Annotated in this window: 13 protein-coding genes and 1 pseudogene; 9 read left to right on the top strand and 5 right to left on the bottom strand. The window is 62.8% G+C overall.

Going from position 1 to position 13,467, the window contains the following annotated elements; genetic code table 11:
- Nucleotides 1-166: pseudogene (locus FJ934_RS28625) on the bottom strand (branched chain amino acid aminotransferase); the annotation flags it as partial.
- A 172-nt stretch (nt 167-338) separates the two neighbouring features.
- On the opposite strand from FJ934_RS28625, the gene FJ934_RS27060 reads away from it, so the two are divergent.
- A complete protein-coding gene (locus FJ934_RS27060) occupies nt 339-998 on the top strand; it encodes a haloacid dehalogenase type II (protein ID WP_140613467.1) in 660 nt (219 codons plus the stop codon).
- A 174-nt stretch (nt 999-1,172) separates the two neighbouring features.
- Nucleotides 1,173-1,997: a L,D-transpeptidase gene (locus tag FJ934_RS27055; protein ID WP_140613465.1), complete on the top strand. Its 825-nt coding sequence runs from the start codon at nt 1,173-1,175 to the stop codon at nt 1,995-1,997.
- Between the two features lie 86 nt (nt 1,998-2,083).
- Here FJ934_RS27055 and FJ934_RS27050 read toward each other — a convergent pair whose 3' ends face one another.
- Nucleotides 2,084-3,622, bottom strand: a complete 1,539-nt coding sequence (locus FJ934_RS27050) for a helicase HerA-like C-terminal domain-containing protein (RefSeq protein WP_140613464.1) — start codon at nt 3,620-3,622, stop codon at nt 2,084-2,086.
- Nucleotides 3,623-3,896: 274 nt separating this feature from the next.
- Here FJ934_RS27050 and FJ934_RS27045 point away from each other — a divergent pair, with 274 nt between their 5' ends.
- From FJ934_RS27045 to FJ934_RS27030, 4 genes are all read left to right on the top strand, one after another.
- The gene (locus FJ934_RS27045) at nt 3,897-5,339 is read left to right on the top strand and encodes a methylmalonyl-CoA mutase subunit beta (RefSeq protein ID WP_140613463.1); all 1,443 of its coding nucleotides are present in this window, start codon (nt 3,897-3,899) and stop codon (nt 5,337-5,339) included.
- Nucleotides 5,336-7,459 (top strand): methylmalonyl-CoA mutase, encoded by a 2,124-nt coding sequence (scpA, locus tag FJ934_RS27040; RefSeq protein WP_140613462.1) that lies wholly within the window; start codon nt 5,336-5,338, stop codon nt 7,457-7,459. The genes FJ934_RS27045 and scpA overlap by 4 nt, the downstream gene beginning before the upstream one ends.
- 71 nt (nt 7,460-7,530) lie before the next feature.
- Entirely contained in the window at nt 7,531-7,761 is a 231-nt protein-coding gene (locus FJ934_RS27035; RefSeq protein ID WP_140613461.1) for an AbrB/MazE/SpoVT family DNA-binding domain-containing protein, read from the top strand.
- Nucleotides 7,758-8,144, top strand: coding sequence for a type II toxin-antitoxin system death-on-curing family toxin (locus FJ934_RS27030; RefSeq protein ID WP_140613460.1), 387 nt, complete (start codon nt 7,758-7,760; stop codon nt 8,142-8,144). Before FJ934_RS27035 ends, FJ934_RS27030 begins: the two co-directional genes overlap by 4 nt.
- Here FJ934_RS27030 and greA read toward each other — a convergent pair.
- Nucleotides 8,141-8,614 (bottom strand): transcription elongation factor GreA, encoded by a 474-nt coding sequence (greA, locus tag FJ934_RS27025; RefSeq protein ID WP_140613459.1) that lies wholly within the window; start codon nt 8,612-8,614, stop codon nt 8,141-8,143. The two genes, FJ934_RS27030 and greA, sit on opposite strands and share 4 nt — an antisense overlap.
- A 116-nt stretch (nt 8,615-8,730) precedes the next feature.
- Here greA and FJ934_RS27020 point away from each other — a divergent pair, with 116 nt between their 5' ends.
- Complete coding sequence (locus FJ934_RS27020; protein WP_140613458.1) at nt 8,731-10,107, top strand: TIGR03808 family TAT-translocated repetitive protein; 1,377 nt, start codon at nt 8,731-8,733, stop codon at nt 10,105-10,107.
- Nucleotides 10,108-10,116: 9 nt separating this feature from the next.
- Here FJ934_RS27020 and FJ934_RS27015 read toward each other — a convergent pair whose 3' ends face one another.
- Nucleotides 10,117-11,121, bottom strand: coding sequence for an asparaginase (locus FJ934_RS27015; protein ID WP_140613457.1), 1,005 nt, complete (start codon nt 11,119-11,121; stop codon nt 10,117-10,119).
- A 28-nt stretch (nt 11,122-11,149) separates the two neighbouring features.
- Nucleotides 11,150-12,316: an acetyl-CoA acetyltransferase gene (locus tag FJ934_RS27010; protein ID WP_140613456.1), complete on the bottom strand. Its 1,167-nt coding sequence runs from the start codon at nt 12,314-12,316 to the stop codon at nt 11,150-11,152.
- A gap of 200 nt (nt 12,317-12,516) precedes the next feature.
- On the opposite strand from FJ934_RS27010, the gene betI reads away from it, so the two are divergent.
- Nucleotides 12,517-13,107 carry a transcriptional regulator BetI gene (gene betI, locus FJ934_RS27005; protein ID WP_140613466.1) on the top strand — a complete coding sequence of 197 codons (591 nt, stop codon included), beginning with the start codon at nt 12,517-12,519 and terminating at the stop codon, nt 13,105-13,107.
- 29 nt (nt 13,108-13,136) lie between these two features.
- Nucleotides 13,137-13,467, top strand: a 331-nt coding sequence (locus tag FJ934_RS27000) for a sulfatase-like hydrolase/transferase (protein WP_246671655.1), incomplete at its 3' end; no start/stop codon positions are given.

Genomic DNA, 13,467 nt, shown 5'->3' with positions numbered 1-13,467 from the left:
GGTCGAGGTCGGGCGCCACACCTTCAAACCAGCGAGCGCCGTCGAACACGCTGGTGCCCAGCCACATGGCATGGCTGCGCGGTCCAAGAATGGCGACATTGCCTTCGTACCAGTCGCCATCGACGAAAGTCCATGTCGCGGATTGCGCTGCTGCCGCCAATGTCATCGCGTTATCCCGTTCCGATCAATCTCGTGTGACAGCCATTGGAATGTGACAGCCATTGGAAGATGCTTTGGCCGGCGCCGTCAACCAGCATCAAGGAGTTTTGTTGAGGCCAGCGACGGCGCGATGCAATCAAGGCTTGCGCCTTGCCGTGTCGCGCCTCAAAACTGTTGACATGCAATATGCCGCCTATGTTTTCGACGCCTATGGCACGCTGTTCGACGTGCATGCCGCCGTGCGCCGCCATGCCGATCAAATCGGCCCGGACGGCCAGCTCCTGTCCGAAATCTGGCGCGCCAAGCAGCTCGAATATTCCTGGGTGCGCACGCTGATGGGCGCCTATGCCGATTTCTGGCAGTTGACCGAACAGTCGCTCGACTTCGCCTTGCGCAGGGTCCCTTCGGCCGATCCAAGCCTCAAGGTCAGGTTGCTGGAAGCCTATTGGCGGCTGGACTGCTACCCGGAAGTGCCGGCCGTGCTGAAAGCGCTCAAGGCTTCGGGAGCCAGGCTGGCGATCCTCTCCAACGGCTCGCCCGAAATGCTGGAAGCGGCGGTCAAGTCCGCCGCGCTCGACCAGGTGCTGGACGAGATCTATTCCGTCGATGCGGTGCGGCGCTTCAAGACCGATCCGGCGGTCTATGACATGGTCGCCACCGGCTGGCGGCTCTATCCCGGCGCGGTTTCCTTCCAATCCTCCAATCGCTGGGATATCGCGGGCGCCACCAAATTCGGTTTCCGCACGGTTTGGATCAACCGTTCCAATCAGCCCGAAGAATACCGGGACTTTCCGCCGACCTTGATCCTGCCGTCCCTTGAAGCCCTTGTCACAGCCTAAGCCAACCACCTGTGACCCTGGCGCCACAGTGGCGGCGCAGTCACAGCTTCGCCTTTGTTTGTCCACGTTCGGGCCAGAATCGGAACCGCCTATCGCCTCAGGTGTTGTCAGGCACCCGCGTAGCGGCAAGCGTATTCACGCTTTGTTGGAATTTGAGTCTTAAAGAAGGCAGCCATGTCCATAACCGAAATCGAATCCTATCGCCTGAGCCGTCGCGGCTTCCTCAACGCCGCAGCACTGGGCGCAGCCTCGATCGCGGTTTCCGCATGCGCCACCACCGGACCTGGACCGGTTCAGCCTCCCCCGCCAACCTATGTCGAGCCGCCTCTGGCCGACTATGCGTCGATGTACGCCGCCGTCAGCGATGGCGGCTTCGATCTGCCGGCCATCCCCGTCGACAGGATCGATCCGCAGTTCCTGCGCCAGATCGTGCCCGACCCGACCGGCCAGAAGCCGGGAACCATCGTCGTCGATACGACGGGCCATTTCCTCTATCTGGTCCGTCCGGGCGGGCAAGCCATCCGCTATGGCGTCGGCCTTGGCCGCGCCGGCTTCGAATGGTCCGGAGATGCCGTCGTCCAGTGGAAGCAGAAATGGCCGAAGTGGACGCCGCCGGATGAAATGATCGCCCGGCAGCCGGAATTGAAGCAGTACAGCGCCGACAATGGCGGCATGCCCGGCGGTCTGAAGAACCCGCTCGGTGCGCGTGCGCTCTATCTCTTCCAGGGCAATGTCGACACGCTCTATCGCCTGCACGGCTCGCCGGAATGGCGCTCGATCGGCAAATCGGTGTCGTCGGGCTGCGTGCGCCTGATGAACCAGGACATCATCGACCTCTACGACCGCGTGCCCCAGAAGACCCCGGTCATCGTGACCAGCGACGCCCGCCAGCCGATGGTGGCGACTGCGAACCGCAAGGCCATCCCGATCGACGCCGGCGTGCCGGCGGGGTCGGTGCTTCTTGGACCGGTGAAAGCGGTAACCGACGCGATTTTCTAATCCGGTCGCGCTACGGAAATGCATAGCGCCGCGCGTCCGAAGGAACGCGCGGCGCTATAAGCCAGCTTTGCTGACCGGTGCGGGGCTCAGCGGCCTCTTGAAAAACTGCCCAGAATCCCGCGCACGATGGCGCGTCCAACCGACGAGCCGACCGAGCGCACCACCGACTTGATTGCGGCCTCCGCCACCGTCTGACGATTGGAGGGGCGCGGCGCCGGCGCGCGCCTGCCGCCGGACCGCGGCGCGGAATCATCATCGCCAAGGCCTGGAATGGTCCAGCGCGCGCCACCGCTGCCCGCCTGCTGTTCGGCATCCTGCGCCTCCCTGGCTTTCTTCTGCAGGATTTCGAAGGCCGACTCGCGGTCGACGACCTGGTCGTACTGGCCGGCGACCGGGCTCTCCGCGATCAGCTGGCGGCGCTCGTCCGGCGTGATCGGGCCAAGGCGCGAGGACGGCGGACGAATCAGCGTGCGCTGCACCATGGATGGAACGCCCTTGGCCTCCAGCGTCGAGACCAGCGCCTCGCCGGTGGCGAGCTGGGTGATGGCGGTGGCGCAGTCGAAATCGGGATTGGGACGGAACGTTTCGGCCGCCGTCCTCACCGCCTGCTGCTCACGCGGTGTATAGGCGCGCAGTGCGTGCTGGATACGGTTGCCGAGCTGGGCCAGCACCTTCTCGGGGATATCCAGGGGGTTCTGCGTGACGAAATAGACACCAACGCCCTTCGAACGGATCAAACGCACCACCTGTTCCACGCGGTCGATCAGCACCTTTGGCGCCTCGTCGAACAGCAGATGCGCCTCGTCGAAGAAGAAAACCAGCTTCGGCCTGTCGGGGTCGCCGACTTCCGGCAGTTCCTCGAACAGCTCCGACATCAGCCAGAGCAGGAAGGTCGCGTAGAGGCGCGGGTTCATCATCAGCTTGTCTGCGGCCAGCACGCTTATGGCGCCGCGGCCGTCACGCGTGGTGCGCATGATGTCGGAAATCCGCAACGCCGGCTCGCCGAAGAAGTTCGCCGCGCCCTGCTGTTCCAGCACCAGGAGCGTGCGCTGAATGGCCCCCACCGATGGCTTGGTGACATTGCCGTAGCGGGCGCTGATCTCGTCGGCGCGCTCCGCGATGTTGGCCAGCAGCGCCTGCAGGTCCTTGAGGTCGAGCAGCAGCAGGCCGTCTTCATCGGCAATGCGGAAGGCAATGTTCATGATGCCTTCCTGCGCATCGCTCAGGTTCATCAGCCGTGACAGGAGCAGCGGCCCCATTTCCGAAATGGTCGCGCGAATGGGGTGACCCTGCTCACCGAACAGGTCCCAGAAGATGACGGGGAACTCCTGGAAATCGTAGGGGTCGAGCTTGACCTGCGCGGCGCGCTTGACCAGGAAATCCTGTGCCGTGCCCATCATGGCGATGCCGGACAGGTCGCCCTTGATGTCGGCGCAAAACACCGGCACGCCGGCATTCGAAAATCCTTCGGCCAGGATCTGCAAGGTGACGGTCTTGCCGGTGCCGGTGGCACCGGTCACCAGGCCGTGACGATTCCCGTATTGCAGCAGCAGGTTTTCGGCACGCTGATAGCTGTCGTCGGGCTTGCGGCTGGCGCCGATGAAAATACTGGTGTCGTCAGCCATATACCGGGTCTCCGCAAACTGATGTGTCTAAAAGCCAGCCTTTGCCCGAAGGTATAGTGAGGCCGTTGCGGAGCGACAATGCCAATCGTCGCGATCGGTTTTTTCGTGCTTGCGGATTTTGCTGGTGTTTGGCAATCGTTCATGGGTCGTCCACACAAGCCGACCTATATCCGATGGATCGAATTCAGACCTTGGTCGCGCATTGCGATAACCGACCGGTGACCGTAGACTGAACTGCTCCGGGCTGGTGCGGCCACATAAAAGAGGAAGATGGATGGGCGCTGGAGCCTTGACCAGGGATGTTGAACCGGCGGATGCCGAACGCCAGCGATGGCTGGCCTTGGCGGAAAAGGCGTTGGCCGGGGCGTCCTTCGAGGAAAAGCTGGTTTCGCACACCGACGACAACATCCGCATCGAGCCGCTCCACGAGCGTGCGACCGGAGCTGAACCGATCGTACGCGCGAATCCCCGATCGCCCTGGATCGTCAGCCAGCGCGTCGACGACCCAGATGTCGATCGTGCCAAGGCCCAGGTCCTGGATGATATCGCGCAGGGCGCGACCGGACTGTCGCTCGTCTTCGAAGGTGCTCCGAACGCATTCGGCTACGGCCTGCCCAGGACTGCGCAGGCGCTTGAAACGGTGCTGGAGGGCGTGCCTCTCAACCAGGTCCAGGTCCGCATCGACACCCATCCCTGGAGCCGCCCCATGGCCGACTGGCTGGTGGCGTTCCTGAGCAAGCGCCGCTCCGATCCGGCGACGCTCAACCTCTCCTTCGGCATCGATCCGGCCGCGATCCTTGCCGGGACCGGCAGGTTGCGCATGTCGATCGAGGCATTGCAGGAATCGATGCCGCAATCGCTGGCGCATTTCTTCTCGATGGACGTTCCCGGTGTGCTTCTGGAAGCGGACGGGCGCGTCTTCCACAATGCCGGTGCCACGGAAGCGCAGGAACTCGGCATCATGCTGGCTTCGGCGGTCTCGTATCTGAGGATGTTCGAAAAAGCCCGGCAGCCGCTCATCTATGCGGCACCTCATATCGGCTTCGCGCTGAGTGTCGACCAGGACCAGTTCCTGTCGATGGCCAAGGTGCGGGCCTTGCGCAGGCTTTGGGCACGGGTGCAGGAAGCCTGCTCGATTCCCAATTCCACCGCCAATATCCATGCCGAGACATCATTCCGTATGATGACGGCGTTGGACCCGGAGACCAACATCCTGCGCACGACGATCGGCTGCTTCGCGGCGGCGGCGGGGGGAGCCGATTCGATCTCCATCCTGCCGCATACGATCGCGCACGGCTTGCCGGCGCCTTTTGCCCGCCGCGTCGCACGCAACGCGCAGCTGATCATGGCCAATGAAAGCCATGTCGATCATGTCGCCGATCCTGCCTATGGTTCCGGCGCGGCGGAAGCGCTGACATCAGATCTTTGCGCTGCGGCATGGGCGGAATTGCAGGCGATCGAGGCCGAGGGGGGGGTGCTGTCCAGCCTTCAGCAAGGACATATCCAGCAACGCGTCCGCACGGCGGCCGCTCGGCGCGAAGCCGCCTTCAAGGTGGGCGAGCGGGCGATCATCGGCACCACGCTCTATCCGCTGAAAAGCGAGCGTCCAGTCGAGACGCTCGACGCCGAACGGCGCCCTGCCTTCACTGAAGGCGTCGTGCTTTGCGAACCGCTGTTTCCGGTCCGCATCGACCAATCCATCGGGGCCGCATCTTGATTCCGGATTTCAGTCAGATCGGCTGGGCGCCGCCGCGCCGCGCATCGGAAGAGGTCAAGGGCCAGCGGATGACGCCCGAAGGTCTTGTCGTCAAGCATCTGTACAGCCAGGGCGACCTCAAGGGCCTGCCGCATCTCGATACCTATCCGGGCCTGCCGCCCTTCGTGCGCGGGCCCTACCCGACCATGTATGTCCAGCAGCCCTGGACGATCCGGCAATATGCCGGCTTTTCGACGGCGGAGGAGTCCAACGCCTTTTACCGGCGCAATCTTGCCGCCGGCCAGAAGGGCCTGTCGGTTGCCTTCGATCTCGCCACGCATCGGGGCTATGACAGCGACCATCCGCGCGTCGCAAGCGACGTCGGCATGGCGGGCGTCGCCATCGATTCCATCCTCGACATGCGGCAATTGTTCGACGGCATTCCGCTCGGCGACATGACCGTGTCGATGACGATGAACGGCGCGGTACTGCCGATCATGGCGCTTTATATCGTCGCGGCGGAAGAACAGGGCGTTGCGCAGAAGGATCTGGCCGGGACCATTCAGAACGACATTCTGAAGGAGTTCATGGTCCGCAACACCTACATCTATCCGCCGAAACCGTCGATGCGGATCGTTTCGGACATCTTCTCCTACACGTCAAAGAACATGCCGAAGTTCAATTCGATATCGATCTCCGGCTACCACATGCAAGAGGCCGGCGCGACCGCCGACCTGGAGCTTGCCTATACGATCGCCGATGGTATCGAATATGCTCGCGCCGGCGTGGCGGCGGGCCTCGATATCGATCGCTTCGCGCCACGCCTGTCCTTCTTCTGGGCGATCGGCATGAATTTCTTCATGGAAGTGGCCAAGCTCAGGGCCGCGCGCCTGCTGTGGGCGACCTTGATGGAGAGGAATTTCGCGCCGAAGGACGAGCGCTCGCTGTCGCTGCGCACCCATTGCCAGACGTCCGGCTGGTCGCTGACGGCACAGGATCCCTACAACAACATCATCCGGACCATGATCGAGGCGATGGCGGCGACGCAGGGCCATACGCAGTCGCTGCACACCAACTCCTTCGACGAGGCGATGGCGCTGCCGACCGACCATTCGGCCCGCATCGCCCGCAACACGCAGCTCATCCTGCAGAAGGAATCCGGCACCACGCGCGTCATCGATCCGTGGGGCGGATCGGCCTATCTCGAACGGCTCACCCATGACCTGGCGGCGCGCGCGATGACCCATATCGAGGAGGTCGAGGCGCTTGGCGGCATGGCCGCCGCGACCGAACAGGGCATTCCGAAGCTGCGCATCGAGGAAGCGGCCGCACGCACGCAGGCGCGCATCGATTCCGGCGAGCAGATGCTGGTCGGGGTCAACGCGCATCGCCCGGAGACCGACATCGAGGTCGATGTGCTGAAGATCGACAACGCCGAGGTGAGAGCCCGGCAATTGTCTAAGCTGCAGCATCTGAAGGGCACGCGCGATGTCGCCGCCGTGGAAAGGGCACTCGATGCGCTGACCCGTGCCGCGCAAGGCAATGAGAACCTCTTGGAATTCGCCATCCGTGCCGGGCGCGCCAATGCCACGGTCGGCGAAATCTCGTACGCCCTGGAAAGAGCCTTTGGCCGGCACGTCGCCACCGTGCAGACCATTTCCGGCGTCTATCGCAAGGCGCTTGGCGACAATCCCGTGGTCGATGGGCTGCAGGACAAGCTTGGCGCTTTCGAGAAAAAGACCGGCGGCAAGCCGCGCATTCTCGTTGCCAAAATGGGACAGGATGGCCACGACCGTGGGCAGAAGGTGATCGCCACCGCCTTCGCCGACCTCGGCTTTGACGTCACCGTCGGCGCGATGTTCCAGACGCCGGAGGAGATCGCCAGGCTGGCGGTCGAGCATGACGTCCATATCATCGGCGCCTCGTCGCTGGCGGCAGGGCACCTGACGCTGATCCCCGAATTGCGCGACGCGCTGAAGAAGCTAGGCCACGGCGACATGCTGATCGTGGCCGGCGGCGTCATCCCGCCACAGGATTATGACGCGGTGCTGCAAGCTGGTGCCGCGGAAATCTTTCCGCCGGGAACTGTTATTCCGGAGGCGGCGGATCGGTTGATGGACAGGTTGTTGGCCGAAGGCTAGAGTAGTTATAATTTTTGTTGCAACACCCAATAGGCCGCGTTATAATCCCGGTTGCAACGGGATATTTCGTCATGAACACCACTATTCGCAAAATTGGCAATTCCGATGGCCTGATCCTTCCGAAAGAACTACTCGATCGGTTGAATTTGAAGACAGGCGACAACGTGGTCATCGTCCAAGAAGGGCAGGAGCTTCGTTTACGTCGCTTGGAAGACTCTGCCGAGGAGTTCGAGCGTAAGATGAAGATCGCGCGCGAACGAATGAAGAAGTACGAAGTTGCCTATCGCGCTCTCGCCAAATGACTGAACATCATTCGCGAGAGTTCGTGGAGGCAATGCATGCCGAGCAGTTGCGCCTTCATGGCGGTGCATCGGGCATTCGCGACGAAGGTATGCTGGAATCAGCCCTCGCCAGACCTCAGCAGAAAGAGGCCTATGGCGAGCCCGATTTTTGTGAACTTGCGGCAGCCTATCTTTTTGGCGTTGCGAAGAACCATCCGTTTGTTGATGGCAATAAGCGCACGGCTTTTGCCGCAGCTGACTTGTTTCTCTATTTCAACGGATTAAGCGTCGAAGCGGACCAGGAGGACATCATCCAGATGGTGTTGATGGTTGCCGCGGGTGAGATCGACGAGGCCGGCGCCGCGGCGTTCTTCCGCGACCATGTCGTCAAGCTCGAAGGCTAGCTGTCCGAGAGCTTGACGATTTCCCATTCCTTGCCGTTTACAGCAGCCACGTCGCCAACCTTCTTGCCGAACAGGGCGATCGCCATCGGCGAAACATGCGAAATGCTGCCCTTCGACGGATCCGCTTCGTCTTCGCCGACGATCTTCCAGTGCACCTTCTTGCCGTCATCGCCTTCCAGCGTGACACCCATGCCGAAGCGAACGACGTCGCTGCCGGGCTCCGGTGTGGAAAGCTCGGCGCTCTCCCGCCGCGCGGTCCAATAGCGCAGGTCGCGTGACACCACCGCGATGCGCTCGCGGTCGCCCCGCCTCTCGGCCTTCGCCAGCACATCGCGCAAGTCGGCCAGATTGTCCTCGATCAGCGCAAGGCCACGCTCGGTCACCAGATTGCGGTGCGGGCTGATCGGTCGCTCACCGACACCAGCAATGGCATTCTCGCTGTCTTCTTCGCGGGTAAAAGCTCTGCTCATTTGCTGAACTTAGGCGCCGAATGCCTGCGCGACAAGCCATTGCTGCTGAGAACAGGCACCTGGGCGTCTGGCACGATTCCTGCGGTGTCAGGATTGAACACTGGGATTCTGTGCCGATGTTGAACAGACGAACGCTGCTGACGCAGACCGCTGGCTTTGCCGTCATCGGCCTCTCGCTCGGCAAGGCCGCAGCCGCGAGCCTTACCGGTATCGAAAAGGCCTCGATGCGCGGTTCCATCAATGCCACCGAACTGGGCGTACAAGCCGGCACCTTCGATGATCAGAGCAAGGCCTTTGCCAAGCTACTGCGTGACGCGAACAGCCGCGATATGCCGGTGTTCCTGCCGCCCGGCGCCTATGTTGTTTCCAACCTCTCGCTGCCCGGCCGCGTGCGTCTTTCCGGCGTGCCGGGTGCCACGCGGATCGTCTATGGCGGCGACGGCCACCTCTTCATGGCCGAGCAGGCCGACCATATCGAACTGAGCGGGCTGGTTTTCGACGGCGCGAACCGGTCGATGGGCGACTACGCGCAAGGGCTGCTCGATCTGCGCCGGGTCGGCCATCTCGTAGTCGACAATTGCCAGATAACCGGGAGCGGCAAGAATGGACTGGCGCTGGAACACGCAGCGGGCCGCATCGAACGGTCGGACGTATCGGGCGCCGCCGATGCCGGCATCTATTCGGTCGAGGCCAGCGGCCTAGCGATTACCGGCAACACCGTTTCGGACTGCGGCAATGGCGGCATCCTCGTGCACCGCTGGCAGGCGGCGGAAGACGGCACCATGGTCACCGGCAACCGCGTCGAACGCATTGGCGCTCGCAGCGGCGGGACCGGCCAGAACGGAAACGGCATCAACGCCTTTCGCGCCGGCAATGTCGTCATCTCGGGCAATGTGGTTTCGGATTGCGCCTTTTCGGCTATCAGGGCCAACAGCTCGAGCAACCTGCAGATATCGGACAACACCTGCTCGCGCTCGGGCGAGACAGCGGTCTATTCCGAATTCTCATTCGAGGGCGCCGTCATCAGCAACAATATCGTCGACGGCGCAGCCAACGGCATCTCGATCGTCAACTTCAACGAAGGCGGCCGCATGGGCGTCTGCTCGGGCAACATCGTGCGCAATTTGTCGACCACCGGCCCCTACCCGGCCGATCCGCCCGGCTTCGGCGTCGGTATAGCCGTCGAGGCCGACACTGTCGCTTCCAACAACGTCATCGAGAACGCACCGCTCTACGGCATGTCGATCGGCTGGGGCCCATACCTGCGCAATGTCGTGGCCACCGGCAACATCATCCGCAAGGCAGGCACCGGCATTGCCGTAAGCGTGGTCGAAGGTGCGGGCACGGCCGTCATCTCCGACAACGTCATTGACGGCACGTTGAACGGCGCCGTCGTCGGGCAGCGCTGGGCGGAACCGGTGACGGCCGACCTCACCCAGTTGAGCAACAGCGGCTTCGCGCATCTGACCGTCGAGCGCAACCGGGTCAGTTGATCGCTGCTTTCAATTCAAGGCTTGTGTCGGCCGCAGTGCCCCGACCTTGGCCCCGACCCGACTTTCGATAGGCGCGTTTGCCATTCCGTCTAGCTTTGCCGCCAAGGCCTCGTCCGTACGCAACAATCGGGCAAGGACGGCGGCAGCCATGGCTTCGCCGGCGCGGCCGGCACCATCATCGCATTTGATCGCTATGCCGAGGCCAAGTTCAGGTAGCGCGCTGCAGTGGACGCCTTCGGCGCCGCCTTTCGCAAAAATCCGGCCAGGTGCGGCTTCCATGAGCGCCAGATCCGCGCGGCCAGTGCCTGCAACGAAGAAGGGCTCCGCCATGCAGGCGCCCAGCAGCCGCTTTGCCGCCTTGGCCCGCTCGGGACCAAAACCATTTGTGGTGGCCATGCGGGCAAAGCCGAGCGCGAAACTCCTGAGCGGTACGGCATAGGTCGGGATCGAGCAGCCATCGGTCGCCCGCTCATCCGGATCGTGGACTGCGCCGGTGACCGATTGCATCGCGTCGCGCACCATCTCCTGCAAGGCGTGCCCCGCCTTGACGTAGCCGCGGTGGGCGATGCCTGAGTGGACGCAGGTGCAGAGGAAGCCGGAATGCTTGCCCGAACAGTTGTTGTGCAGCGCGTTCGGTATATCGCCGGTACGGGCAAGAGCGATCTCCGCGTCATGGTTCGACGGCCAATGCGCGCCGCATTCGAGCGCTGATTTGTCCAACCCGGCCTTGGCCAGCATGGCCCGCGCCAGTTCGACATGCGCTGGCTCGCCCGAATGCGAGGCACAGGCCAGCGCCAGTTCGCGGTTGCCGAAACCATAAGCATCGGCAGCACCGGTTTCGACCAGCGGCAAGGCTTGGATGGCTTTGACCGCCGAGCGTGGAAACACCGGCTTCGAGGTGTCGCCGATTTCCCAGACCGACTTGCCGTCGGCATCGAAGACCGCGACGGCACCACGATGGGCGCTCTCGACGATCGAGCCGCGCAGAACCTCGATCAGAACCGGATTTGCCAATGTAACCTCCCGCGAATGCAGGGGCGGTTTACCTGATCCGGTCGAGAATGGAAACGTAGTTGGCGACCGCCGCGCCACCCATGTTGAAGATGCCGCCAAGCTTTGCGCCCGGCACCTGGATGCCGCCGGCTTCACCGACAAGCTGCATGGCGGTCAAGACATGCATGGACACACCGGTGGCGCCGATCGGATGACCCTTGGCCTTCAGCCCGCCGGAGGGATTGACCGGCAAGCGGCCGTCCTTTGCCGTCGTACCGTCAAGCGCCAGTTTGGCGCCCTCACCGGGCTTCGCCAGGCCCATCGCCTCATACTCGATCAGTTCGGCGATCGTGAAACAGTCATGCGTCTCGACGAAGGACAGATCGTCAAGCGTCACGCCGGCGTTCTTCAGCGCGCGGGTCCAGGCCTGCTCACAACCTTCGAAGGCCAGGATGTCGCGCTTCGACATCGGCAGGAAATCCTGCACATGTTCGTTGGCGCGGAAGGCAACCGCACGGCGCATCTTCAAAGCCGTTGCCGTGTCGGCCAGGACAAGGGCGGCGGCGCCGTCGGAGACCAGCGAGCAGTCGGTGCGCTTCAGCGGGCCTGCGACAAAGGGGTTTTTCTCGCTTTCCTGCCGGCAGAAATCATAGCCGAAATCCTTGCGCATCTGGGCATAGGGGTTGTCGACACCGTTCTTGTGGTTCTTGGCGGCAATCATGGCGAGCGCGTCCGACTGGTCGCCATAGCGCTGGAAATAGGCCTGCGCGATCTTGCCGAAGACGCCGGCGAACCCGGCCGGCGTTTCGCCGTCCTCGGGCAGATAGGAAGCTTTCAGCAGGTTCTTGCCGATTTCGGGCCCGGGCGTCGTCGTCATCTGCTCGGCGCCAACCACCAGCACGATGCGGGCCGCGTTGGCATCGATGGCACGAATACCTTGCCGGACCGCCGCCGATCCCGTCGCGCAGGCATTCTCGACGCGCGTCGCCGGCTTGAAGCGCAGCCGGTCATCGGCCTGCAGCACCAGGCTTGCGGTGAAGTCCTGCGCTGAAAAGCCGGCGTTGAAATGGCCAAGCACGATCTCGTCGACATCGTCCGGGCCGATTCCGGCATGGTCGAGCGCGTCCGTCGCGACCTTGACGATGAGGTTTTCGAGCGTTTCGCCCTCAAGCTTGCCGAAACGCGAGTGCGCCCAGCCGACGATGCATGCGGTCATGGCGGTCTCCATCCTGGGCGCCAGCCTAGCATGTGGGCCTATGGCGCACTTCGCCTTTATTGTTCAAATATAAACATTCCGGCCTCCGCCGTGAAGGGCCGGAACCAGACAATCGCTTGGTGCAGGTTGAGCCTGCGACGATTTTTTTGTTGATTGATCCGTCAATAAAAAATAATCCTGCTTCAGAGGAACCTAGCGAGATGCCGAAAGTCGGAATGGAGCCACTGCGCCGCAAGGCGCTCATCGATGCGACGATCTCGGCGATCGGCGAGCGCGGCTCGCTTGATGTGACCATGTCCGAGATTGCCGGACGCGCGGGCGTTTCCTCGGCCCTTGCCCATCACTATTTCGGTGCCAAGGACGAGCTGCTGTTCGCGACGATGCGGCACATCCTGGCCGAACTGACCATCGATATGCGTCGCGCGCTGCAATCCGCAGCATCCCCGCGCGAACGCGTCTCGGCCGTGGTCGCCGTCAACTTTTCCGACATCCAGTTCCAGCCGGAAACCATCGCCGCATGGCTCGCCTTCTACGTCGAGGCACAGAAATCGTCCTCGCTGCGCCGGTTGCTAAGGATCTATGCGCGACGGCTGCACTCGAATCTCATGAGCGGGCTCACCGGCATCCTGCCCAGGGCCGAGGCTGACCGTGCCGCCGAAGCGACAGCGGCAATGATCGACGGGCTGTACATCAGGCGAGCGCTGAAAGATGGCGTGCCCGACGCCGCGACCGCGATCGCGCTCGTCGAGGATTATCTCGAAACCAAACTCGGCGAGCGGCAAAAACAGTGACAGCGAAACGACCCAATTTCCTGATCGTCATGGTCGATCAACTCAACGGAACGCTATTCCCCGATGGACCGGCGGCCTTCCTGCATGCACCGCATCTGAAGGCGCTGGCCGCACGCTCGGCGCGCTTTGCGAATAACTACACGGCCTCGCCGCTCTGTGCGCCGGGCCGGGCCTCGTTCATGAGCGGCCAGTTGCCGTCGCGCACCGAGGTCTACGACAACGCCGCCGAATTCGCCTCGTCCATCCCGACCTTCGCGCATCATCTGCGTTCCGATGGTTATCACACGGTGCTGTCGGGCAAGATGCATTTTGTCGGGCCCGACCAATTGCACGGCTTCGAGGAGCGGCTGACCACCGATA

Origin of the sequence: Mesorhizobium sp. B2-4-12 (assembly GCF_006441575.1) — a bacterium.
In the GTDB taxonomy this organism is placed as follows: Bacteria; Pseudomonadota; Alphaproteobacteria; order Rhizobiales; family Rhizobiaceae; genus Mesorhizobium.
This window is presented reverse-complemented; position numbering and strand designations above follow the sequence as displayed.